Below are 24,047 nucleotides of genomic sequence, written 5' to 3'. Positions count from 1 at the left end.
CATGAGAACAAGAATCGCACTTTTCGTCCTGCTGTCCTTCTTCGCCTTTAGCATGGCAAATGCACAGCAACTACCGCAGTTCAGTCAGTACATGAACAATCCTTATGTACTAAACCCTGCAGCTTCGAGCTTGACTCACGATATTGATATTGCTCTGGGATTTCGCCAACAATGGGCAGGTTTCGACGGGGCACCTCAAACCTACTATGTAGGCGGAACCATAAATCTTGGCAAGCAGCCTGCTGCACCGGGGAAGCTTTACTCCATTCCGATCAGTCATCCCGGATTGCTGAAAAGCAAACCTTCCGTTCGCTATGGTAAACATGTGGTGGGTGGACTTATAGCTCGTGATGAATACGGAGTTTTCCAAAGAAGCTCGGTGATGGGAAGCTATTCTTACCACCATCCGATTGGAGATGACTATTGGATTGCAGGGGGATTAAGCCTCGGCTGGTATGGGTTAAGCTTTGACCGAAACAATATCATTTTGGAAAATGACTTTGACAATACCTACAATGATTTCATTGCCAATGGATCAAATTCAAACATCTTCGATATCAATGCGGGAGTCTTCCTCTACAGCGACAGAGCTTTCTTGGGGTATTCGGTTTACCAACTCGGACGAAACGAAATCAACCTGGGAAATGAACAGTCGCCGCTGAATCTTAGTGAAGCCCGCCTAGATATGCACCATTACGTAACATCGGGTTACCGCATCTCCGTAAGTGAAAAGATTGACTTGACTCCCAGCTTTATGCTCAAAATCAGGCCACCTGCTCCCTTATCGGTTGATATCAATTTAATGGCTGAGTGGGATCGTCGATTCCGACTTGGGGTTTCTTACCGAAATCAAGATGCCATATCTGTCATTCTCGGTGCCAACCTCACCGACTTTATGAGATTGGCCTATGCCTATGACTACGTTACTTCCGAGATCAACGACCTTAGCAGCGGAAGCCATGAGGTGGTTCTCGGATTTCAGTTTAACCGAAAAAACAAGAAGTAATGGCTAGAAAATTATCGCTTTTCACTTTAGGGGTAATGCTGCTTAGCCAAGCTTTTGCCCAGCAGGATACCATCAGTTTCAGCACTCCTCAGAAGCTGCCGAACTCTATCAACTCATCGGCTGAAGAAGGGCTGCCAATCTTGAGCAGCGACCTGAGCACCCTCTATTTTGCGCGGACATTTCATCCCGAGAACGCAGGCGGAAAATACTCGGGTCAGGATATCTGGACGTCTAGTCTTACAAATGGTGAATACACCAACGCCGAGTCGGTAAAATCGCTGAACGATGAATGGAGTAATGCCGTTGTAGGTATTACCAATGATGGAATGAAGCTCTATCTCTTAAATGAGATGACTACGGAAGAAGAATCCATTCCGGGTTTGTCGACCAGCGAATACGATGAGGTCGAGAAAACTTGGTCTACTCCCGTGGCGATTGAGATTCCCGGATTGGAAATACTCGGAACATTCTATAGCGCTTACGTGGCTCCCGATGAGTCTTTTATTCTTTGGACACTGCCCACCTCCGATGTGGATAGCTTGGGAAATGACCTTTACGTAAGTGAAAAAATCGGAGAGACGTGGGGAACACCGACGAGTTTGGGCGCCGCCATCAATAGTACGCTTAATGAAATCAGCCCCTTCTTTGATCCAGTGACCGAACTGTTGTTCTTTTCTACCAATGGGCGCGGAACTGACGATAATTACGATATCTACTACTCCAAACGCGTAGCACAAGATTGGGGGAACTGGACGTTACCCAGAAAGGCCGATTTCAACTCAACTGCTTTTGATGCGTATTTCTTCATGGCGACAGACAGTACGGCCTACTTTTCGAGCAATCGCAATGACTCTCTTTCAAATCTCTACGTGACTGAAGTGAAAATTGAATCACTCATTGAAGAAATTGAAGAAATCGTAGAGGAGGTGGCCGATAGTCTGGAAGTGGTTGATAATACTCCGAAGCCGAAAAGAGATCCAGTGCTTATCATTGAAATCGACGGAGAAGAATCGAAAGATAGAACGATAGAGTCTTTGACGAGAGAAGAGATGCTGGACAAAAATACAGTGATTCGATTCGTTTATTTTGAGTACGACAAGTTCAATATTACGGCGAAATATGTCGAAGTACTTGATGACGTTGCCGAGGTATTGGACGAGAATCAAGACATACGCGTGCGTATAGACGGACACACCGATGCGGTAGCTTCTGATGCGTATAATCAAACCCTGAGTGAAAATCGAGCCGCGTCTACCAAGGAGTGGTTGGTCATAAACGGTGTGGAACCGGACCGAATCAAAACACAAGGCTTTGGGAAAAGCCAACCTTATGCATCGAACTTGACGGAAGAAGGACGGTCATTAAATCGAAGGGTGGAGATCTTCTTTGAGAGGGATAACTAGCGTCGCCCCTTCTTTTTCTTCTTTCCTTTCTGCCTTTTGTGAAAAGCTCCTTTGAAATTCGGATCGGCTTTCTGCTTGTAGGCATCGAGCTCGCGGGCCAGTTCTCTGGATTCGCCAGGTAGCTCTTCTCCTATTTCTACTGCTTCGGGCCAAGGCTCCAGTGGGATAAATTCTCCTAAAAAGGTCTCAATTTTTTTGATCAAAAATTCTTCGGCTTTGTTGGCCAGAGTCAGCGCCATTCCTTCTTTATGGATCCGAGCGGTTCTCCCGACACGGTGGAGGTAGTCTTCGGGAACTTTCGGAACTTCAAAATTGACCACATGACTCACATTGGCCACGTCTATTCCGCGGGAAGTTACATCGGTGGTTACGAGCACACGCACTTCCCCTTTTCGGAAATCTTCCATCGCATTGATGCGGGTATTTTGGGCTTTATTGGCGTGTAGCACACGTACATCTCCTATCTCCTTTCGCGAGAGAAAAGCAGAAACCCTTGTGGCTGAATCTTTGGTACGGCAGAAGACAATCACTCTATTCCACTCTTCTTCTTCAAAAAGGTGTAGCAACAGGTTGAGCTTCGAACGAAAGTTCTCCACCCGCATCCATCGCTGGTCGAGCTTCTCCACGGGTTTCTCTTTCATGGAACCTTCTACTCGTGTAGGGTACTCCAAAAACTCATCAGCCATATACTTCACCCTTTCGGGAAAAGTGGCCGAAAAGAGGAGATTTTGTCTCTTTGTGGGAATGACTTCGAGCAAGGATTTGAATTGACTTAAAAATCCCATCTCCATCAGACGGTCGGCTTCATCAAGGATGAGCGTCCTAACTGACTTCAACTCAACAAAACCATAGCTGTATAAATCTAGAAATCGACCAGGTGTAGCCACAATAATCTCGCAACCGTCTTCTAGCGACTTCGCTTGGACTGTCTTGCCTACTCCTCCATACAAGCAGATACTTCTGATATTTGTATTTACTGTGAGCGCCGTAAGAACATCGAATATCTGAATGGCCAATTCTTTGGCAGGAGCCATAATCAAAGCTTGAGGTCTTCCATCGCCCGCTTGTTTGATTTTCATGACCAAGGGAAGCAAAAATGCCAATGTTTTTCCACTACCCGTCTGAGCGATTCCCAGCACATCTTGTCCCGAAATGGCGGGTGGAATACCTTTTGCCTGAATCTCTGTAGGCTCGGTGATTCCCATACCCTCCAAAGCATCAATGAATTGGCGTGTGACTTTTAGATCTTTGAATCCGTTTTGCATCGGTCAAAGTTAAGTTTTCGCAAATTACGGAGGTTTCGAAAGGAAGAAACCTTCCTTAATCATAGAATACTTACTTTCGCATGCCTACAATCTACTATGCCAGCAAACGGTACATTTGAGGACATTCGACCTTATCGGGATGAAGAAGTACCTGAAGTCATCAGCCGAATTCTCCGAGATAAAAGTTTTACGAATCTTCTTCGTTACGTCTATCCCGACGAGCCTCTTGAACCCATCAAGGAGCGTGTCGCCTCGGTAAGGACCATTGCAGATTTTCAAGCAAAAGTAGCCTACCCTGCGATGCGAAAGCTGGTCAATGAAACGACCGATAGCATTTCAGTCAGTGGTCTGGAGAATATCAAATCAAAGGGTGCTCATCTTTTTATCTCGAACCACCGCGATATAATTTTGGATTCAGCGATTCTCAACATCATGCTATACGAGGCAGGTTTGGGGACCTTTGAAACTGCAATTGGCAGCAATCTGCTAGAAGAAGAATTGGTGAGAGACCTCACCAAAATGAATAAGAACTTTACCGTTAAGCGGAATACTACGGCAAGAGAGTTCTATGAAAACTCCGTCAACTTGTCCAATTACATTCACCACTCAATATGTGAGAGGGATACAAATGTTTGGATTGCTCAACGAGAAGGAAGAACCAAAGATGGCATCGACAAAACCCAGCCCGGACTTTTGAAGATGTTGAGTATCAATTGCGAAAAGCCATTAAGTCAGTGCTTCCGCGAATTGAATATCACTCCGGTTGCCATTTCATATGAATACGATCCTTGTGATGTTTTGAAAATTCCCGAGTTAAAAGCATTGGCCGCAGAAAAAAAATACGAGAAACAACAGGGAGAAGATTACAACAGCATCCTTACGGGTCTTACAGGCTACAAAGGGCGAATTCACCTCAGCATAGGTAAGCCGTTGGGTGAAGAGCTAAATCACTTGATCGACTTCACAAGTCCCAACGATAAGCTCAAGGAGTTGGGTGAAATAATCGATCAAAAAGTTTACGGTCAGTACAAGCTTTGGCCAACCAATTATATCGCTTTTGACCTCTTGCAAGGAAATTCAAATTCTCCTCATTACACGGAAGAACAGAAGGGTGCATTTATGTCCAGAATGGAGAAGCAATTGGAAATTCTTGGATTAAATTCTAAAGAAGATCGTTACTTCCTTCTCAACATGTACGCCAACCCGGTAAAGAACTTCAATACAATCAGTACTGTAGATTGAGCTTAAAAAAGTACTTAACGCTTAATCCGTAAGAGAAAAGATTGACTTCGTAAGCAGACTCGTCGAATGTGGGAAATGCAGCGTAACGCACGATGGGTTCGATTCGAATGGCAGATTGACGATCAATAGCCAACTCTACTCCTGCACTAGCTGAAGCAGTCAAGTTAAAATCAGCTGGGTTGGATTCGAAGTCTGTGTCAAAAGACTCTTCCTGACCTGATTCAAATCGATAGATCCGTGTGGAAGACGACTCGAGTAAATATTCGGGGGTTAAGCCAAGTGCCCACGTAAACCTTACTTTCTTTCCATTGGAAACGTAGGCCAATCTCAGAGGAATCCCAACAGCTAGAAATCGATTCTGCGTTTCGATCTCTTTTGTCGATTCAAAACCCGGATCTTCAGAATTCACGAGTCCTAAGGCCAAAAGAGATTCGTAGCTCAAATCCTTCACAAAGGAGTTATATCCATCTCTGGAAAAACTGACACCGGTTTCAAAATACATGTTCCGAGCGAACGGTTTTACGAAAAAGGCCTCAGCTGTCACACCAATGATCGATTCGCTCAGTGCATTGCTCTCGTCGATGAATTCATCAATGCCGGGGACGAAGTCGGTTTTCACCAAATTTCGGTAAGAAATCTCGGGTGAGATTCCAACCCCAAAATTTTGTGCTTTAGTTTCCGAAAAAGTAAAAAAAACCAGAACTCCGCTTAGAGCAATAGATGCGGCAAGACCTTTCAATTTCATCATTGGCGTTTTAAAGGAGGTAATATAGGAAAACGTTCCAATAAAAATTCAACCAAAATCAAGAAAGGAATGAACGGCTATACTTTATTAACTCTTTTGCCAACCAAGAATTTCGTCAATGGTATTTACGGACACTGCGTGGTAATTTCCGCGTGCTTTGGCGTAAACTTTTTCTGCCCAAATTTTGTGCTCGGGCGTTTCGGCCAACTTCGTGTAAAGTGGTTTAAGAAACTTTCTACGGCCTACTTTCATCAGAAACATTTCCAGTTGAGGAAATGCTACTTGATAATCATTCTCAATAGCCTTCTCAAACCAAACTGCAGTAATCTCACTATTCTTTGAATCAGTCAGGTTGAATGCCTGATCCAAATCCGCTAAACGTTCTTTACCGACATTTTCGGGAATTCCTCTCAAAAAGTGCAGCCACTCGTGGGTGCTCCATTCTGCTGTAGGTAACTCTTCAGTGGAAGTCGCTCCATCCATCCAGGCAACTCTAGCGCTATCTACAGCATCAAAGCGAGTAGACTCAGGAACAAGGTGATCTGCGGGTAAACCCGAAGAGTAAATCCACTGATCTAAATCGGGCTTTTCGTCCAATTCATTGAGGAGATTGGCATTTAGGTATTCTATAAATGACTCGGTGGTCATTGTGTGGAAAGCATTCTTCTCAAAGTAATTTTTCAAGAAAGCATCGAAGCGCTCCCTTCCTACTATTGACTCTAACCATCGGAGGAACAAGTACCCTTTTTCGTAGGCGATATCCGTCATTCCGTCATCCGGATTTCGACCGTCGAGATTGAGCTTTAAGTGCGTATCGGGGCTTTCTTCGCCTAGCTCAGCCAATGTATGCTGCAGGTCTTGGTAGCCTAGCTCATTGAGCATACTGGCATAACTCTCTCCATAAAGTGACTCCATGATTCTCTTCTCGAAGTAAACGGTAAATCCTTCGTTCAACCAGAAGTCATCCCATGTGGCATTGGTTACCAAGTTTCCGCTCCAGCTGTGTGCCAACTCGTGTGCGATCAAAGAAGTAAGCGATCGATCGCCTGCAATGATGGTGGGCGTTGCAAAGGTGAGTTTAGGATTTTCCATTCCCCCGAAAGGGAAGCCCGGGGGCAGCACTAAAACATCGTATCGACCCCAGCTATATGGGCCATAAAGCTCCTCAGCTGCTAAGAGCATTTTTTCCATATCGGCAAATTCATAAGCCGAAGCTGCCAGCATTCCGGGCTCGGCATAAACACCTGTATGCTCTCCGAGTGACTCAAATGCGAGATCGCCAACTGCCAATGCCATCAAATAAGGAGGAATCGGCTTGTCCATTTTGAACTCATAAACGCCATCTTCATTCATCTCGGTTGGGTTCTCGGCACTCATCAACGCCATCATACCACTTGGCACGGTAACCTTCGCATCATAGGTCACTCGCACAGCAGGTGAATCTTGAATGGGAATCCATGAACGTGTCAAAATAGCTTGACCTTGAGTAAATAGGAAAGGAGCCTTACCGTCGTTGGTCTGCTCAGGATCCATCCAGAGGAGAGCTGCTGCATCGGGAGAGGTAGAATAATCAACCGCCACCTTTTTGGTCTCGTCGTTTAATTCAATGACGAGTTCGTTGCCATAGTCATCACCTTCATTCAGGCTAAACTGTAGTTCCTTGTTGGTGGCAGCATCACGTGCTGCGGTTATTGTAAGTCCATCAGTATCGAGGATCAAGTCTCCCTGAGTATTACGCTCTATGTTGTATACGACGGTTCCTGAAATTATTCGATCTTCGAAACTTACCATCAAATCCAAGCTGATATGGGTAACCGCCACGTCATTCGGTTTTGAGAAACTGTGGGTATCATCAGCGTACTTGGTTTCCATAGGTTGAGTTTTTTCGGTTTCAACGGAAGTATTTTGAGCGGATTCACAAGCCATCATTAGAATGGCCAATGTGAAAAGGGCAAGGTTTAATTTCATCGTTAGTTAGGGGGATTTGACTCTAATTTTTCCGTCAGATTCAAGATATTATTATTGGGATTTACATCAGCCAAGCGCTTGGTGGAGTCAATCTCAACTCGCTCGACTTCGCTTGAAGCTCTATCAACGGTAAGTGTGTATTCAGGGTTTGTCCATGGCCAATCAGGAGCTACTGTGAAATCGAGCCCGTCAGGTGATGGTTTGGATCCGCGCATCATTCGTAAAGGAATATTGATCATTTCAGTGGTTCCATCTGAATAAGTGATGTAGAGATCAATCGGCATGGGGAAGTTTCCGATTCGCTTTAAGCTGATTTCGGTTTGACCTCCATTGGATTCAATTCCCTCTACTGCATAATCGATCACTTCAGTAGTATTGAGCATATAGTTCAAATACCATTTTAGTTCAATGCCACTGACTTTCTCCATCACATGAACAAAATCATTTGGACTAGGGTGCTTAAAGCTCCACTCATTGAAGTAGCGCAGAATCCCATTGTCAAGATTGTCTTGGCCCAATACGTATCCCAATTGAGCAATGAAAAGTGCTCCCTTGGAATAAGCCGCAGCTCCGTAAGCATAATTCGTATTGTAATGATCGGCCATTTTTGACATTGGTTCTTCCAAACCACTATTGGCCAGAGCGATGTATGAATCATAATACCGTCCGCGTCGAGTATCCTCATCGGGATTGAAGAGATGGCTCATTACTTTGCTGGAAGCAAAAGAGGTGAAGCCTTCGTCCATCCATGGATACATTCCTTCATTGGTGGCGAGCAGCATCTGGTACCAAGAATGCATCACCTCATGGACAGTAACTCCTACCAAACTGCCGAATTTTCTTTGGCCCGTAATTAAGGTTGCCATCGCGTACTCCATTCCTCCGTCTCCCCCTTGAATGATCGAATATTGAGGATAGGGATACTTGCCAAAGTGCGTTGAAGCATAGTCAAAAATCCTTGGAACATAGTCCTTCAACTTTCCCCAATTGGTCCTCAGGTCCTCCGTGTTTTTGTAGAGGTAGTGAATCTCGGTGCCATCTTTCAAGACCTGCTTATCGTGGGCGTAGTCTTTATCGGCAGCCCAAACAAAATCGTGCACATTCTCAGCCACAAAGTGCCAAGTGAGCTTCGATCCTTCAGGTCGCTTCATTTTCTTTTCGGGTACTTGGTAGCCGTGTCCTATTTCTTGTGGGTTTTTTAAAACTCCGGTGCCTCCCAAAGTATAGGCACTATCAATGGTGATTTTAATATCAAACTCACCCCACACTCCGTGAAACTCTCTTCCAATGTATGGATCCGCATGCCAACCCATATGGTCGTACTCGCTGATTTTAGGATACCATTGAGACATGCTATAAGCCACTCCCTCTTTATTGAATCTACCGGAGCGGCGAATTTGCACAGGCACTTGACCTTGAAAACTCATATTGAATTTCGCCTTCTTTCCCGGAAGGATAGGCTTGGCCAGATCTACTTCCAGAATGGTCCCGCTTTCGCGAAATTCCACAGATTGGCCATTTTGCTCAAGTGAAGAAACACGCAGGTATCCAATTTCTTCATCAGTCAATTGAGCGATCCGATCGGCCACTCTGGGATCAGGATCTTCAATAGTCCTGGATCTTACATCCATCATACTCTCGGGCTGAAAAGAATTGTAGTAGAGATGGAAATAGGCTTTGAATAATGTATCAGGAGAATTGTTGAAGTAAGTCAGCTCCTGTATTCCATCATAACGATGATTCGAGTCATCAAACTCGATTTCCATCTCATATTCTGCTTTCTGCTGCCAATAAGTATCCTGCGAGATGGCTTCTGTACAGAAAAAAAGAAGCGCAATTCCGACTAGTATTCTCATAAAATCTTTTGAATTGGCCACAAATATACACTTTCACTTGCCTCAGGAAAGGTGTGTAAAGCAAGAGAAATGTTAAGGAAACTGAAAAGGCCCTTATCTTCGCACTACATTTCAATGTCACCAGAATGAAATTACCCCGCACATACACGCTCAAAGAAATTGCCGAACTAGGAAATTGTGACTTCAAAGGTCCCGACAGTCATCCCATCACAGGAATAAATGAAATTCATGTGGTGGAGCATGGCGATGTTGTCTTTGTGGATCATCCTAAGTATTACGACAAGGCACTTCACAGTGCTGCAACGACCATTATCATTGATAAAGAAGTGGAAGTTCCGGAAGGAAAAGGACTTTTGATTCACTCCAAACCATTTGATGTTTTCAATCTACTGAATAAGCACTTTATGCCGGTGCAGAATTGGGAAAATCCTGAGCCGCAAATTGATCCCACGGCAACCATTGCGCCCGGAGTTGTGATCGGTCAGCGAGTAACAATCGGTGCCAACACCACCATCCACGCCAATGTAGTCATCTATGATAATGCTGAGATTGGAGATAACGTGGAAATTCATGCCAATACGGTAATTGGTGGTCACGCCTTTTACTATAAGAAAGATGATCGATTCAATAAGATGCATAGTTGCGGAAAAGTGGTGATCGAGGATAATGTTGAAATCGGTTGTGGATGTACGATTGACAAAGGAGTTACTGGCGCTACCACGATTGGTCAAGGGACAAAAATTGACAATGCGGTACATATAGGCCATGATACCGTGATCGGCAAGATGTGCCTTATAGCAGCACAAGTAGGAATAGCCGGCTGCGTGATCATAGAGGAGGGAGTAACATTATGGGGACAGGTTGGAGTAAGAAGTGACATCACCATTGGCAGGGGTGCGGTAGTTTTGGCCCAAACGGGAGTTTCGAAAGGATTGGACGGAGGAAAAACGTATTTCGGCAGCCCCGTAGCCGAATCAAGAGAAAAACTGAAAGACCTCGCCAACACCCGAAAAATTCCCTATATCTTAGATGAACTGAAAAAGCTTAAGGGTTGACGGATAAATCCAAGAACAAAGAGAATACCGGGCAGCTGGAAAAGCTGAATCAGCGTATTGAAAACTACGAGAACAGGATTCAAAAGAACAAGGATCGGATCAGCAGATTAAACTCCAAGCTGGATATCCTCCTTGAAACAACCAATGCCATCAACAGCAACAAGAGTACGGAAGAACTCTTGGAACAATACCGAAGTACCATCGAGCACGATTTGCAAATAAGAAGACTCGTTCTTTTTATGCAAATAGAAAACATCTGGAGCTGTGCGTTGCAGTATGGTGTAGATGAAGATTACAGCGATGACGTTGAGCTTTTTCAAAGTGTAAGCAATAAAAATGAGGTGATCTACTTGCGTGACCAAGAGAGCGAGAAACTCAGAAATTTTGACTTTCTCATTCCCGTTTCCAACGATGACAAGCCGCTCTGCTATGTTTTGATTGGTGATATCGATGAAAATGAGATTCGCATGAGTCCGTCCATCAAGCACCGAACTTTTATCCAGACACTTACTAACATTGTAGCGGTAACTATCGAAAACAAAGCTCTATTCAAGCGCTCTCTTAAGCAGGAAAGAATAGACACTGAGCTCCAACTGGCCGCAGAGATGCAGGCACTTATGGTGGGCAGCGGAAGTCAGGAATATCCGCTATTTGAAGTTGCCACCTATTACCAACCTCATCAAGCTATTGGGGGAGATTTTTGTGATTTCATTCCGCTCGGAAAAGACGAAGCTTTCTTTTGCATGGCCGATGTTTCGGGAAAAGGAGTGAGTGCTGCATTCCTAATGGCGACGATCCAAGCCCACTTAAAAGCGCTGATCGAACATACGAACTGGACGCTCGAGGGATTGGTCGAACAGCTCAATAACAAAGTCAACGAAATGTCGCGAGGAGATCGATTCGTAACGGTATTCTTTGGCTACTTTCATTACCCTACCAGAATGCTGCATTACATCAATGCAGGACACAATCCGCCTTTCGTCATTTCATCAGGAAAAGCAACATTCTTAGAAGAAGGCACTGTCGGAATAGGAATGCTTCCTCAACTGCCATTTGTCAATAAAGGACAACTGAAGCTTTCACGAAATGCCCTTCTGGTGCTAAGCACAGATGGTGTGCTCGAACTTGAAAATGCCGAAAACGATGAATTCGGAAGTGAACGTTTGTGCAAGTTAATGATCGAGAAAGAACCCTATTTGGAAAAAGCTGATGATGCTATTTCCCATATTGTTCACGCCATGGATCTTCACCGAGGAAACATGCCCTACTTTGATGATACAGCTTTACTCTGCTGCAGATTTAAGTGATTTTTTCCGGTGGTAAATTGAAATCGCCACAAGCACGCTCATACTACCCCATATTGGTATGGAAGCCTTGTCGGTATCCAAGAAGTTATTGAGAATACCATGCAGGTAGTAGGTCGTTAATCCAAGTACAATGCACATAACAACCCCCTTGAGATATGGATCATGATCCATCTGGTAGTAAAGTTTTATGCCCGTGTAAACGCTGACAATGATAATAATGAGTATAGTCAGAGCTCCTAAAACACCCGACTCAGACATGGGCCCCAGGTACTCGCTGTGTGCATTTCCTCCGTCACCTTGATTGGTAGAAATGATGGTTTTATCAGAACTCTTTTGGTACTTGGCGTATTCGAACATATAGGTACCCGGTCCATGTCCGAATACAGGTTTGTCCAAAAACATTTTCCACGCGCTATTCCAACGGTTCAATCGCTCTAAGTTAGATGCATCGCTGCTGATGTTGGTGATGGATTGGACGTGTTCGGCAAAACTATCGGATGAATCCTGTCTGTTCTTTTCTAACTGATGAATGATGTCATCTTGAAATGCAAAAAACCCACCAACCAGCATAAGCAGTGTGATCAATACCAACTTGTAATCAATTCGAAGTTTGATTAGAAAATAGATCCCCAATGCACCCACAAGACTCACCCAAGCTGCGCGTGTGTAGGACATAATGAGACCGATAGTATAGATAGCCGTAACGCCAATCCAAATCAATTGATGCAGACTAAGAGCCTTGGCTCGTGAAAGATGAAAAAGTACCATCGGGAAAAGCAATGCCATGATGGCTCCATAGGAGGTGTGGTCTTTGAAAAACGGGAACATTACCCAGTGACCTGCTTCCTCTGAAAATCCATGAGTTGCATGAGCAGAGAGGGTATAGATTATCGCTATGGTCATACTACTTATCAGTGCCAAATAGAATTGCCTGATTAGGTTACGATCTTGAAAGAACGAATTGATCATAAAATACATGACCAAGACAAACCATAGCCTCGAAATGAGGTATTTGAGCGATACGATTAAATCTACAGAAGTGAAAACAGTAGTAGCCAGCCAAGCCAAATTAAACAGAATTGCCAACGTTAAGGGGTGAGTAAGAAACTCCTGCTTTTCTCGGTATCCCCCCAAAAGCTTAACGATATAAAGCAGCATCAATGCAAAGAGGAGCGGCTCTGTAGGAAAATAAAAACCTATACCACCAAAAGATGCCAGATCCTCAAAATTGAAAGACAGAGGTGTGGCAAATACGATGAATAAAAGAAGAAACTTGGTATTGTATAAAAGCAGGTAACCAACGAAGATGGCAATTGGAAGGATGGTAAGAATATAAATCTCCCTCGTGAACGCCACAGCATTGATCAGCACAAACAGTGCCGTCAAAATGCCGATGAGCTTCTTCTCTCGACCCTCTATGCGGAAGGTATTCTGCAAGTTGCTACGACTTCTTAAGCAGTAAAACCATTACCAGCGTGAATAGTAAAGCAGAGATCATGGTAATCACCAAGACCAACCAACGCACGGGCCAGAATTTTTTATCCGCTACTTCCGGTTCAACGATGAGGTCGGTGTAGGTTAAATCTCCCTCAGCCAAAACCTTTTGTTCCAAGTATTTTTTCGAAAGAAAATCGTACTGCATGGTTCCCATATAACTCAAGTTTTGCAGCATGCGAACCAAGCTACCTTTTTCCTGAGTGCTGGTGATCAATTGTGCCAGATCCTTGTTGACACCTGCCGTTCCGTTTCTGGAAAGTGCATCTACGTATCCCCTAACCAATTCTCTCGTTTGATTTCCATAGTCGAGAACATCATTCTCTGTGCTGATTCGCGAAATTAAAGACTCAAGACTGTCCAATACCGTTTTCTGGTAAGTCAATTGTTTCTGAAACGATTCAGCAATCAGATTTGAACGATCATTAATGACATTGTCGTATTTGATGTTGACTTGACGAATAACTTCATCGGCCATATCCTTAGCCAATTGGGGATCTTCAGCAATAACCTCGAGCATCACAGATTCGTATTTGGTCTTTGAGACCCTGACATTGTTTCTGTATTCTTCAAGCAGATAAAATCTGGAATTTTCTGCATCACGTTCAATGTCATAGACCGTGTAGAGATCAAATTTTTCAATAACAGAATCTCTTACTGATGAAGCTTCAAAGAATTGAAGCAATTGCTCCGTTTCTGATTCGTCTGCATATACCACAATATTAGTGGGGTATACCACAGCTGTACTCTTGTACTTTGGAGTCATAAATACAGGTAGTGATATTACTACCCCTACAATAGCAGAAAGCACAGCTACCAAAATAAAAAGTCTAAGATTGGCTTTTACGACGCCGATCAACCATTTAAAGTCAAAACTCTTCGATTCCATCAATAAGATATTTGGAAAATAAACGGCACAAAAGTAGCAATATTAGCCCTCGTACAATTTATTCATTGCTTTTCAAAAGGCGAACGAATTTGTTGACTGAAAACAAACCTGTTACAAGTAAAAGCACTCCTCCAACAAGAGCGGAAACGAGGAAGCGATAGAATGCATTTTCCGGTATGAAATCCTCAAGGAAAAGATTGGTGCCAACTGCAAGAATACCATAGAGAATGAATTGTAAAAGCAACCTGGTATTCACACCAAACTTGAATCGAATCACCACACTGAATAGTTGGGCAACTCCCGCAAACAACTGAGTGGCCATGGTGGCTATAGCAGCACCAAAAGCGCCGTGAATCGGGATCAAGTAGAAATTGAGAAGCACGTTAAGCACCAACCCCCCGATCGAGATGTAATTCAATTTCTTCAAATCTTCATCAGCTGTCATGAGGGTTCCGTAAACATAGAACATCCCTACACCGACGAAACCAATCATCAATGCAGAAAAGGCTTGAGCTGAACTTTCCGTGACATCGGGATACCTCCATTCCAAGACAAAATCGCCGTGGAAATAAAACAAAATCGCTACCGCTAAAGAACTCCCGAGTAGTAATCTCGTCGCGGTATCCACCATAGGTTTAATAGGAGATCCCTCTTTTAGCATTCGTGAATAAATGGGCAGCAACAATACCGCAAAGAGATAGGCAAACATGGATGCTGCTTCAAAAAAGCGAAAGCCTTGAGCATACTCTCCTGCCGTAAAACTCCCTTCCGGACCTATCTTCTCCAGCATAATTCCATCCAGCCTATTGTAGAGCCCCGCTATCAGTGTAAACGTAGCATAGGGAATACTCTTCTTGAATATTTGGATGGCAAACAACTTATCAAACTTAAACTTGAGTCGCCCTATATTGCCGCGAAGCATGAAGATGGAAACCAATAGAGTGATGACATAAGCTAAAGTTTGTAGATACACAAACCACTCTATTTTGAACTCCTGGTCGGTAAAATTGGTAAAGAGGAAGATGGAACAAAATGCAATTAGCAGCGCCCGATCAAGTACTGAAATGATACTGTCTCTTGAAAAAAGATGAAGTGCAGCAAGGTTTGATCTCCCAAAGAGAATAAATGAAACCAACACTTGATTCAAAGTCAAAAGAGCGAGTATCTCAAAGGATTCTTGTCCGTATCCCAAAGCTAACCCCAACCCAAGGGTGAGCAGGGCATACCCGAAGGCTAGGTAGGCCTTGATGGTAAAAAGCTTTGTGAAGTGCTTTGAAACCAGTTGGATGTTCTGAGAAATATTTCGATTGTTGAAGTTGTTTATTCCTAGATCGATAAACATATTCAAGATGAAACTCAGGTTTAAGAGGCCAAAATAAAGTCCATAAGCATCCTTCCCCACTCGGATTTGCACTTCGGCATCAATTCCTAGCAGATAGAATGGCTTTACGATTAAGTTCAGGAGTAATATGAGACCTAAACTGGAAAGAAACTTTCTTTGCATTTCGCCCTATCGAGACCCACAACAATACAAAAAAATTATCTTTGCTCGCCAATATTAAAAAATGCGCTCTACTGCAGAAATATTAGGACACTATCTACCTCTTGTTCAAGATTCTGAATCGAAAGATTACATCACAATTCATTCAAAGCGATTTTCATTTCTAATAGATTTGATTTTAAAATCGGTGAATTCCAAAAATGGTGAAGGTCTTAGTGTCATGGATATTGGGCCGAGTTTCTTTACTGATGTTCTTTCCAAGAATCTCCCCCAGGCAGAAATATACACGATGGGATTCGCGCATGCCGCAAGTCGAGGTGGGCATTTCCCGGAGTTTATCAAAATAGATCCATCGAAGTTTCATCAATTCGATTTGAACAAGAGCGATCAAAAATCAGAGTGGATCAGCCCCCCTAAGATGGATGTTGTTATCATGGGAGAAGTTTTAGAGCATCTTCACACGAGCCCGGTTCACGTTCTTTCTTTTGTCAGAAGTTTCTTGAAACCCGGAGGGCTATTTATTTTGGGAACGCCCAATGCTGTGGCTTTGGAGAAGCGCATACACATGTTGGCCGGGAATAATCCATACGAACTGATCAGATTGAATAAAGATAACCCCGGTCATTTCAGAGAATACACCGTAAAAGAACTGAAGGAGCTGGGCGAAGAGGCAGGCTTAAGAATGACCGACTATGAGACAAGCAATTACTTTGCGCGATTCACGAACAAAGGGCGGTTGTTTGATGCCGTCACCAACTGGCTCCCACAAACCTTTCGAACAGGCATCAACGCTGTTTTTACCAGAGATTAGGAGAGTGCTTTTTGGATAGAGTTCCAAAGTCCTTCAGCGGCATTTTCCCACGTAAACTTCTTCGCTCGTTCTTTACCAAAAGCGATCAAAGATTGTCGCTTTGAAGAATCTGTCACAAGCCTATTCATCGCCTCAGCAATTTCATTTACGGAGTTAGGATTCACCAATAGAGCTCCTTCACCTGCAACCTCGGGCATTGATGAAGTGTTTGAAGTAATGACGGGAACTCCTGATTTAAATGCCTCAATAATGGGTATGCCGAAGCCTTCGAAGAAACTGGCGTAAGTGAGTGCATAGGCTCCACCATAAAGCGCAATGAGTTCATCCATTCTTCTCCGACCGAGGAAAATAACGTCATCGCTAAATTTCGAATTCTTCAAAACCTCATCGATCTCATTATCCCACCAAAACTTCTCCCCTACGATAACATATTTCAGGTCACTAGCGTGCCGTTCTTTAAACTTTAGAAAAGCCAACAATTGGTTTTTCAGATTCTTTCGGGCATGAATCAAACCTACAAATAAGAAGTACGGAACTCCTGTAGTAAACTGTCTTCGAATCGCTTCAATTTCGGAAGGTGTGTGAACCCGAAACACATCATTCACACCATTGTACACCACGTCGATTTTATCCTTATTTACTCCGTAGCGGTTCTCGATGTCCTTTTTAGAGTATTCAGAAACTGTCGCGATGCGCCGAGCTTTCTTGGCAAACCTCGGGAAAAAATAGAGGTAATACTTTCGAACAAGGAAAGGGACAAACTCAGGATGTTTCTCAAAATTCAAATCATGAATGACCGACAATTGAGGAACATTTGATCGCAATGACAACCATCCGTCGGGAGAAAGGAACAAATCGGGTTTGTGCTTTTTCAAAACGCGGTATACCCCGAATTCAAAAAACAAATACCACAATATCGGATGTCGAGATTGAGGGTGCGCCACAACAGCCTTCACATTTTGTGAAAAAATAAATTCTTGTGAAGGCTTACGATCGAAAATAAAAATGAATTCAATCTCCGGATGAGAAGTGGTGATTCGCTTTAGCGTTTCGTAAGTGAACCAGCCTATGCCCTCCATTTTGTCTTTGAGCAGCAGCCGTGTATTCACCGCAATTTTCATACGAACAGCTTTTCAGAATTAACCATGTTGCGGTAAACGATCGGTTCATCATTTGCTCGCAGTTCGGCCTCCGGAAGAGTGAAAAACGCATCAAGATTCATGCAGTGATTGGCTTTAAACAAAGGCTGCAAAGCTAAGAAAATCAGCATGAGAAAACAGGTGTGAAAGAATGCCTTGGAGAGAGGGAAACTGTTTGGATCAAATTGACGAAATTTGCAGACATGTCCACAGGTTTTGGTGATTTTGGTAGAAGGAAGGAATTCGAGAAAGACGATTACTACCTGAGCGAGGAAGGCTATATTGTCTTTACTGCGAAGTATCTTTTAAAAAGAGGTTACTGTTGTCAAAACGGATGTAAGCATTGTCCCTATGGCTTTGATAAAAAAAAGGGACGATTCAAATAAAATTCAAAATGGAAACTTCAATTCGAGAAAATACAAAGGCTTTTAAGGAACTCATCTGTGAAGGGATCCCCAATCACTTACCCGACGCAAGACCTTACGACCCTGATACGAATCACGCTCCGAAACGAAAAGAAATTCTGACTCCTACCGAAAAGAAATTGGCTTTGGAAAATGCGCTTCGGTATTTCGACCCTAAGTTTCACCCCATATTGGCTCCCGAGTTTTACAAAGAGCTGAATGATTTTGGCCGCATCTACATGCTCCGGTTCAGACCACATTATGAGATGCATGCCAGAGCCATATCTGAGTATCCGGCTCAAACAAAACAAGCAGCTGCCATCATGCTTATGATCCAAAACAACTTGGATCCAAAAGTGGCACAACACCCCCATGAGCTGATTACCTATGGAGGAAATGGTGCAGTATTTCAAAATTGGGCACAGTACCTGCTCACTATGAAGTATCTCTCTGAAATGACAGATGAACAGACATTGGTCATGTATAGTGGTCATCCAATGGGCCTGTTTCCATCCAACAAAAATGCCCCCAGAGTAGTGGTTACAAACGGAATGATGATTCCGAATTACTCCAAACCCGATGACTGGGAAAAGTTCAATGCACTGGGCGTAACTCAGTATGGACAAATGACTGCAGGATCTTATATGTACATCGGACCGCAGGGAATTGTACACGGTACAACCATCACTGTTTTGAATGCAGGTAGAAAAATTTCGAAACATGGAGAGGGACTGGAAGGAAAGCTATTCGTAACCAGTGGATTGGGAGGGATGAGTGGAGCTCAGCCAAAAGCCGGAAATATTGCAGGCTGTGTGTCAGTGACTTCCGAAATCAACCCAAAGGCGGCTCACAAAAGACACGAGCAAGGCTGGGTAGATGAAATCATTACCGAAATGTCTGAATTGGTAGAACGGGTGAAATTGGCTAAGGCCAATAAAGAAGTGGTATCCATTGCTTACATTGGAAATACGGTAGATGTTTGGGAGCAGTTTTACGAAGAGGGAATTTTTGTTGAACTTGGTTCTGACCAAACTTCATTGCACAATCCTTGGGCAGGTGGTTACTACCCTGTAGGATTGACCTACGAAGAAGCGAACCAAATGATGGTGGAAGATCCCGAAAAATTCCACTCCTCTGTGCAAGAAAGCCTGAAGAGGCAAGCTACTGCCATCAACAAGCATTCGGCAAATGGCACCTACTTCTTCGATTATGGAAATGCCTTTTTGCTGGAAGCAGGACGAGCGGGTGCCGATGTCATGGCTGATGATGGCATTCATTTCAAGTACTCATCTTACGTTCAAGACATAATGGGGCCGATGTGTTTCGATTATGGCTTCGGTCCTTTTAGATGGGTTTGTGCCTCAGATAAGGATTCTGACTTGGAAAAAACGGATGCCATAGCTGCGAAGGTTTTGGAGAAAATCAAAGAAAACAGCCCCGAAGAGATCCAGCAGCAAATGTCTGATAACATTCGCTGGATCAAGGCTGCAGGAGAAAATAAATTAGTTGTGGGCTCCAAAGCTCGCATCCTTTACGCCGATGCTGAGGGACGCGTAAAAATTGCGAAGGCTTTTAATGAGGCTATCGCTTTAGGCGACATCGGGCCAGTCATTCTCGGAAGGGATCACCACGATGTTTCAGGAACGGATTCCCCTTACCGGGAAACCAGCAACATCTACGACGGGTCACAATTTACCGCTGACATGGCCGTCCAAAACTTTGTTGGCGATGCCTTCCGTGGCGCCACTTGGGTGAGTTTGCATAATGGCGGCGGCGTAGGCTGGGGCGAAGTGATAAACGGCGGATTCGGTATGCTTCTCGACGGTAGCGCATCCAGCGAAAAGAAGTTGAAAAGCATGCTTCACTGGGACGTTAATAACGGAATAGCCAGAAGGAGCTGGGCCCGAAATGATGAGGCGATTTTTGCTATCAAGAGAGCCATGGAAGAAGAGTCGAAACTGAAAGTGACATTGCCGAATAAGGTTGATTCCACCCTTCTTGACAATTTACAATAGCTTTTTGCCCGCCTGAGGTAGCTTAGTAACTCGTTTCATCCAATTTCACTTTTCCCCTGAAAGTGTAAAATACGAAGGCAGTATACGAGGCGACCAATGGTACTCCGATAGCAGCGAAAGTGAGCATAATACCCAATGACTTCTCGGAAGAAGCTGCATTGTACACGGTCAGACTATTTTCAGGACTATTCGGAGCAAAAATCACCGTCGGATAAAGCTCTAGAGCCACGATAATAAGCAGCATAGCCATTACTAAAGCCGAAGAGAGAAATGCGTAGAGGTACTTTCGCTTAGATATTTGGCGAGTGATATTGGCAACAGCCAGCATCATAATCAAAGGAATGATAAACATCACGGGATGCGCGCTGAGTTGATCGACCATATGCGGGAGATAGAGTAGCGTATAAATGGTTACGACAATCAGGCTCATGACAAAAAATATCGTGGAATTCTTCACGAGAACGGTTAGCCTGTCGTATAGTCGGTCCTCCGTTTTCATGGTGAGGTATATAGAGCCATGCATCATGAATAGTGCTACCGTCGTAATAGCGACCAAGATGGAATAAGGATTCAGAAAATCCAACCAGCTACCACGAAAGAGGTGATCTTCATCCAAGGGAATCCCAAGAATGATATTACCTACTACTACTCCCAGAAGAAAGGCTATCAAAATAGAAGATAAACTGTAGGCTACATCCCAAAATTTTCTCCATGTTTTATTCTCCTCTTTTGAGCGCACCTCAATCCCGATGGCTCGAAAAATAAGCACAACCAAAAAGAGCATAAACGGAATGTAAAAAGCCGAGAACATATTGGCATAGATAATGGGAAAACCGGCAAACAAGGCTCCACCTCCAATAACCAACCAAACTTCATTTCCGTCCCAAACAGGGCCAATGGCATTCAGTGCAATACGGCGGCTCTTTTCTTTCCTGAAAAAGAGGTGCACAGCTCCTGCTCCCAAATCAAAGCCATCCAATATGGCGTATCCGGTAAATACACCTCCCACTACAAAAAACCATAAGGTGGGGTAGTCGAATCCTAAAAACGTTTCCATTATTTCTACTGATTTACGGATGATGCCATTTGACTATGACGCGGACTGTGTTGGTGCAATTCGGGATCATCAGGGCCATGCTTAATCTTACGACTCAAAAGGTATATGAAGAGTCCGAACAGGAGCATGTAGACGAGAGTGAACAGGACGAGTGAAAATGCCACATGGTTTGCCGTTACGGTTTCGCTTAGAGCATTGCTTGTTCTCAAGTGCCCATACACCACCCAAGGCTGACGGCCCATTTCGGCAGTATACCAGCCAAACTGATTGGCTATTTGTGGAAGCAAGACTCCCGGTACAAAAACCCACATGAGCCATCGCTTCTCAAAAAGGGTACCTCGATAAAGATGAAATGCGGCGAAGAGGCTCAAGCCAATGAGAACCATCCCGATGGCTACCATAATGTGATAGGTCTGAAATACGGCATTAATCATATCGGGATGATCTTCTTCGGGAAAGGCATCCAAGCCCTTGACAGGCGTTTCAACATCCTGATGAAGCATAAAGGTCAAACCACCCGGCACCTTCAGTCCCGTGGTCTTTTTCTTCTCGGCATTGACCCAACCCAGAATATAGAGGTCAGCTACTGAAAGACTATCATAATGCCCCTCCATAGCAGCCAATTTTATGGGTTGATATTCGGCTACAACTTCCGCACTTTGGTGCCCCGTAAAAAGTTGCATCAAGGAAGAAACAACTGCCACTTTCAGCGCTATTCCAAATGCCTTTTTCGAAAGATCGATATTGCGCCCCTTCAGGATGTAATAGGCGTGAACACTCATTACCAAGAATGCTCCCGCCAAGAAAGCTCCGATCCAAACATGACTTATTCGCTCAATGGAAGAAGGATTGAATACCATGGCCCAAAAATCTGTAATCTCAGCTCGTGCCTGCATACCTTCTCCTACAATGTGAAATCCTGTGGGAGTCTGTTGCCAAGAGTTGGCCACAACAATCCAAATGGCAGAAAACATCGCCCCCAAAGTGACCATTATAGTAGAAAAAAAGTGAACCCTCTTGCTCACTCGATTCCAACCAAAAAGAAGAATGCCCAAAAATCCCGACTCCAATGCAAATGCAAAAATCCCTTCGGCAGCCAGAGCCGAGCCGAATACATCACCAACATACCTGGAGTAGACGGCCCAATTTGTTCCGAATTCAAACTCCATCACAATTCCCGTAGCGACGCCAATACCGAAAGTCAAGGCAAATATCTTTACCCAAAAACGGGTCATATTCTCATACACCTTCTTACCCGTACGCAGGTACATACCCTCCATAAACACCATAACCAATGCAATACCAATACTCAATGGAGGGTAGATGTAATGGAACGCTACCGTAAAGGCAAACTGAATTCGAGCTAATATTTCAACATCCATAGATTTTGCTAAAAAAAAACGCCCGAATGATCGGGCGTTTAAATGATTTCAGAATTATTTGAAAAAAGGAAGTTGGTTTCGCTACCAAGCGATAAACGTCCTCTGTCGATCTCTGTTTTGTTTCTCTCAACACATATGATTCACGGCTTCAAAGGTACAAGACATCTCTTTCTCAATTGTGATTTCAATCACTGTTTTTTGGGAAAGAAAAAACTTAAAAGAATATTACATTTTCCCCTTCATCATCTGATTCCAATAGAGATAAGGAAGTCCGTATTTTTTGAGGATCCACATACTGTATTGCTCTTTGGTAGTATCCACAAACTTGCTGAGGAATGGATCGCTATCGCGCACGTTTCCATACTTGAATTCGGCCAATACCATTTTTCCATAACCCGTTACCAATGGACAGGAACTATATCCTTCGTATTTCTCCTGCGGCTTGCTGTCGTGGTTCATGATATGGATGATATTACCTACTACAACAGGTGCTTGCTTTCGAATAGCTGCTCCTGTTTTTGCTGTGGGCAATGCCGCCGAATCGCCCAAACCAAATACATTGGGATAATCAGGGTTCTGCAAGGTGTTTATATCTACATTCATCCAGCCTTTATTCGCACCTTCTTTAAATGAAAAAGGAGAGTCCTTAATGAAATCGGGGGCTGACTGAGGCGGAGCCAAATGGAGCATATCGTAAGGCATCGCAATCACGGTTTCACCTTCGAGTCGCTCATTAATCAAATTTCCTTCGTTTATCACACAGCCATTCTCTCCTGGCTCTGAGTAATGAAAGTAGATGGTCTTATTCGGTCCATCTATCCTCGATGGCGCATAGTAAGGCTTGAATATGATATCCCTTTCCAGAATGATCTTATTCAATGTTTTCGCAAATTCTTTCACTCCGAAAATCACAGAGCCCGGCGTAGCAAATATAACGTTGGACATATCTCGGAGGCCATTCTTACGCAAATAGTGCTCCGCCAAATACATGATTTTTTGAGGTGCACCACCGCACTTTATTGGAGTAGCAGGTTGCGTGAATACGGCATTTCCTCCAGCAAATTTCTTGAGTACTTCCCAAGTATAATTTGGATCTGTGTAATTACTGCAAACCCCATCTTTTCCCAGTGCTTCTTTCAGACCTGGAAGGGCGTCCAAGTCCATTTGAATTCCCGGGGTCAGAACTAAATAATCATAGGTGAAATCTCCGGATGACTTGGTGCTTACTTTATTGTTTTCAGGATCAAAAGTCGTTGCGAAGTCTTTTATCCACTCTACCCCCTTCGGAATTTGATCTTTCTCGGGTCTTATTGTCGCATCGTAATCGAAAGTTCCCGCTCCTACTAGCGTCCACGCCGGCTGATAGACGTGATCTTTTGCCGGTTCGATAATAGCTACCTCAGTGTTGGGTCTCTTTCTTTTTAACTGAGCAGCAGTCATTATTCCTCCCGTTCCACCGCCTACTATAATTACTTCATAATGTGATTTCATCTCGATAGGTTTTATTC

Annotated in this window: 19 protein-coding genes; 8 read left to right on the top strand and 11 right to left on the bottom strand. The window is 43.8% G+C overall.

What is annotated here, in order from left to right:
• Position 1: 1 nt before the first annotated feature.
• Positions 2–1,006, top strand: a complete 1,005-nt coding sequence (locus O3Q51_13675; GenBank protein MCZ4409865.1) for a type IX secretion system membrane protein PorP/SprF — start codon at positions 2–4, stop codon at positions 1,004–1,006.
• Positions 1,006–2,409 carry an OmpA family protein gene (locus O3Q51_13670; protein MCZ4409864.1) on the top strand — a complete coding sequence of 468 codons (1,404 nt, stop codon included), beginning with the start codon at positions 1,006–1,008 and terminating at the stop codon, positions 2,407–2,409. The genes O3Q51_13675 and O3Q51_13670 overlap by 1 nt, the downstream gene beginning before the upstream one ends.
• Here O3Q51_13670 and O3Q51_13665 read toward each other — a convergent pair.
• Positions 2,406–3,674 (bottom strand): DEAD/DEAH box helicase, encoded by a 1,269-nt coding sequence (locus O3Q51_13665; GenBank protein MCZ4409863.1) that lies wholly within the window; start codon positions 3,672–3,674, stop codon positions 2,406–2,408. The genes O3Q51_13670 and O3Q51_13665 overlap by 4 nt on opposite strands.
• 96 nt (positions 3,675–3,770) lie before the next feature.
• Between O3Q51_13665 and O3Q51_13660 the strand changes: the two genes are divergently transcribed.
• Positions 3,771–4,916 (top strand): 1-acyl-sn-glycerol-3-phosphate acyltransferase, encoded by a 1,146-nt coding sequence (locus tag O3Q51_13660; GenBank protein ID MCZ4409862.1) that lies wholly within the window; start codon positions 3,771–3,773, stop codon positions 4,914–4,916.
• On the opposite strand, the gene O3Q51_13655 is transcribed toward O3Q51_13660, so the two are convergent.
• From O3Q51_13655 to O3Q51_13645, 3 genes are all read right to left on the bottom strand, one after another.
• Positions 4,900–5,661: an outer membrane beta-barrel protein gene (locus O3Q51_13655; GenBank protein ID MCZ4409861.1), complete on the bottom strand. Its 762-nt coding sequence runs from the start codon at positions 5,659–5,661 to the stop codon at positions 4,900–4,902. The genes O3Q51_13660 and O3Q51_13655 overlap by 17 nt on opposite strands.
• 87 nt (positions 5,662–5,748) lie before the next feature.
• Entirely contained in the window at positions 5,749–7,629 is a 1,881-nt protein-coding gene (locus O3Q51_13650) for a M1 family metallopeptidase (GenBank protein ID MCZ4409860.1), read from the bottom strand.
• A 2-nt stretch (positions 7,630–7,631) separates the two neighbouring features.
• Positions 7,632–9,485, bottom strand: coding sequence for a M1 family metallopeptidase (locus O3Q51_13645; protein ID MCZ4409859.1), 1,854 nt, complete (start codon positions 9,483–9,485; stop codon positions 7,632–7,634).
• A gap of 125 nt (positions 9,486–9,610) precedes the next feature.
• Here O3Q51_13645 and O3Q51_13640 point away from each other — a divergent pair, with 125 nt between their 5' ends.
• On the top strand, positions 9,611–10,540 hold the full coding sequence (locus O3Q51_13640) for a UDP-3-O-(3-hydroxymyristoyl)glucosamine N-acyltransferase (GenBank protein MCZ4409858.1): 930 nt from the start codon (positions 9,611–9,613) through the stop codon (positions 10,538–10,540).
• Positions 10,537–11,847, top strand: a complete 1,311-nt coding sequence (locus tag O3Q51_13635; GenBank protein ID MCZ4409857.1) for a SpoIIE family protein phosphatase — start codon at positions 10,537–10,539, stop codon at positions 11,845–11,847. The genes O3Q51_13640 and O3Q51_13635 overlap by 4 nt, the downstream gene beginning before the upstream one ends.
• Here the strand turns inward: O3Q51_13635 and O3Q51_13630 are convergent.
• The 3 genes from O3Q51_13630 to O3Q51_13620 are packed head-to-tail and all read right to left on the bottom strand — an operon-like array spanning position 11,824 to position 15,734.
• Positions 11,824–13,284 (bottom strand): O-antigen ligase family protein, encoded by a 1,461-nt coding sequence (locus tag O3Q51_13630; protein MCZ4409856.1) that lies wholly within the window; start codon positions 13,282–13,284, stop codon positions 11,824–11,826. The genes O3Q51_13635 and O3Q51_13630 overlap by 24 nt on opposite strands.
• Before the next feature lie 4 nt (positions 13,285–13,288).
• Positions 13,289–14,230, bottom strand: coding sequence for a Wzz/FepE/Etk N-terminal domain-containing protein (locus O3Q51_13625; GenBank protein ID MCZ4409855.1), 942 nt, complete (start codon positions 14,228–14,230; stop codon positions 13,289–13,291).
• Between the two features lie 58 nt (positions 14,231–14,288).
• Positions 14,289–15,734 carry a polysaccharide biosynthesis C-terminal domain-containing protein gene (locus O3Q51_13620; protein ID MCZ4409854.1) on the bottom strand — a complete coding sequence of 482 codons (1,446 nt, stop codon included), beginning with the start codon at positions 15,732–15,734 and terminating at the stop codon, positions 14,289–14,291.
• Positions 15,735–15,795: 61 nt separating this feature from the next.
• Between O3Q51_13620 and O3Q51_13615 the strand changes: the two genes are divergently transcribed.
• Entirely contained in the window at positions 15,796–16,542 is a 747-nt protein-coding gene (locus O3Q51_13615; GenBank protein MCZ4409853.1) for a methyltransferase domain-containing protein, read from the top strand.
• On the opposite strand, the gene O3Q51_13610 is transcribed toward O3Q51_13615, so the two are convergent.
• Positions 16,539–17,663, bottom strand: coding sequence for a glycosyltransferase family 1 protein (locus O3Q51_13610; GenBank protein ID MCZ4409852.1), 1,125 nt, complete (start codon positions 17,661–17,663; stop codon positions 16,539–16,541). The two genes, O3Q51_13615 and O3Q51_13610, sit on opposite strands and share 4 nt — an antisense overlap.
• 221 nt (positions 17,664–17,884) lie before the next feature.
• Between O3Q51_13610 and O3Q51_13605 the strand changes: the two genes are divergently transcribed.
• Positions 17,885–18,067 (top strand): DUF5522 domain-containing protein, encoded by a 183-nt coding sequence (locus O3Q51_13605; GenBank protein MCZ4409851.1) that lies wholly within the window; start codon positions 17,885–17,887, stop codon positions 18,065–18,067.
• Between the two features lie 8 nt (positions 18,068–18,075).
• Positions 18,076–20,100: a urocanate hydratase gene (locus tag O3Q51_13600; protein MCZ4409850.1), complete on the top strand. Its 2,025-nt coding sequence runs from the start codon at positions 18,076–18,078 to the stop codon at positions 20,098–20,100.
• 22 nt (positions 20,101–20,122) lie between these two features.
• On the opposite strand, the gene cydB is transcribed toward O3Q51_13600, so the two are convergent.
• The 3 genes from cydB to O3Q51_13585 form a co-directional block, all read right to left on the bottom strand.
• Positions 20,123–21,157, bottom strand: a complete 1,035-nt coding sequence (cydB, locus tag O3Q51_13595; GenBank protein ID MCZ4409849.1) for a cytochrome d ubiquinol oxidase subunit II — start codon at positions 21,155–21,157, stop codon at positions 20,123–20,125.
• 5 nt (positions 21,158–21,162) lie between these two features.
• Positions 21,163–22,539 (bottom strand): cytochrome ubiquinol oxidase subunit I, encoded by a 1,377-nt coding sequence (locus tag O3Q51_13590; protein ID MCZ4409848.1) that lies wholly within the window; start codon positions 22,537–22,539, stop codon positions 21,163–21,165.
• Between the two features lie 225 nt (positions 22,540–22,764).
• Positions 22,765–24,030, bottom strand: coding sequence for an FAD/NAD(P)-binding oxidoreductase (locus tag O3Q51_13585; protein ID MCZ4409847.1), 1,266 nt, complete (start codon positions 24,028–24,030; stop codon positions 22,765–22,767).
• Between the last annotated feature and the right edge of the window lie 17 nt (positions 24,031–24,047).

It is taken from the genome of Cryomorphaceae bacterium 1068, assembly GCA_027214385.1.
GTDB lineage: Bacteria > Bacteroidota > Bacteroidia > Flavobacteriales_D > Cryomorphaceae > JAKVAV01.
The sequence above is the reverse complement of the archived record's forward strand: the minus strand, read 5'-3'. Positions and strand labels throughout refer to the sequence as shown.

Excerpts from the sequence above, each read along its gene's own strand:
- O3Q51_13675 (MCZ4409865.1), top strand. The coding sequence starts at position 2 with ATGAGAACAAGAATCGCACTTTTCGTCCTGCTGTCCTTCTTCGCCTTT.
- O3Q51_13590 (MCZ4409848.1), bottom strand. The coding sequence starts at position 22,539 with ATGGATGTTGAAATATTAGCTCGAATTCAGTTTGCCTTTACGGTAGCG.
- O3Q51_13670 (MCZ4409864.1), top strand. The coding sequence starts at position 1,006 with ATGGCTAGAAAATTATCGCTTTTCACTTTAGGGGTAATGCTGCTTAGC.
- O3Q51_13620 (MCZ4409854.1), bottom strand. The coding sequence starts at position 15,734 with ATGCAAAGAAAGTTTCTTTCCAGTTTAGGTCTCATATTACTCCTGAAC.
- O3Q51_13645 (MCZ4409859.1), bottom strand. The coding sequence starts at position 9,485 with ATGAGAATACTAGTCGGAATTGCGCTTCTTTTTTTCTGTACAGAAGCC.
- O3Q51_13625 (MCZ4409855.1), bottom strand. The coding sequence starts at position 14,230 with ATGGAATCGAAGAGTTTTGACTTTAAATGGTTGATCGGCGTCGTAAAA.
- O3Q51_13660 (MCZ4409862.1), top strand. The coding sequence starts at position 3,771 with ATGCCAGCAAACGGTACATTTGAGGACATTCGACCTTATCGGGATGAA.
- O3Q51_13665 (MCZ4409863.1), bottom strand. The coding sequence starts at position 3,674 with ATGCAAAACGGATTCAAAGATCTAAAAGTCACACGCCAATTCATTGAT.
- O3Q51_13605 (MCZ4409851.1), top strand. The coding sequence starts at position 17,885 with ATGTCCACAGGTTTTGGTGATTTTGGTAGAAGGAAGGAATTCGAGAAA.
- cydB (MCZ4409849.1), bottom strand. The coding sequence starts at position 21,157 with ATGGAAACGTTTTTAGGATTCGACTACCCCACCTTATGGTTTTTTGTA.
- O3Q51_13655 (MCZ4409861.1), bottom strand. The coding sequence starts at position 5,661 with ATGAAATTGAAAGGTCTTGCCGCATCTATTGCTCTAAGCGGAGTTCTG.
- O3Q51_13610 (MCZ4409852.1), bottom strand. The coding sequence starts at position 17,663 with ATGAAAATTGCGGTGAATACACGGCTGCTGCTCAAAGACAAAATGGAG.
- O3Q51_13650 (MCZ4409860.1), bottom strand. The coding sequence starts at position 7,629 with ATGAAATTAAACCTTGCCCTTTTCACATTGGCCATTCTAATGATGGCT.
- O3Q51_13600 (MCZ4409850.1), top strand. The coding sequence starts at position 18,076 with ATGGAAACTTCAATTCGAGAAAATACAAAGGCTTTTAAGGAACTCATC.
- O3Q51_13615 (MCZ4409853.1), top strand. The coding sequence starts at position 15,796 with ATGCGCTCTACTGCAGAAATATTAGGACACTATCTACCTCTTGTTCAA.
- O3Q51_13640 (MCZ4409858.1), top strand. The coding sequence starts at position 9,611 with ATGAAATTACCCCGCACATACACGCTCAAAGAAATTGCCGAACTAGGA.
- O3Q51_13585 (MCZ4409847.1), bottom strand. The coding sequence starts at position 24,030 with ATGAAATCACATTATGAAGTAATTATAGTAGGCGGTGGAACGGGAGGA.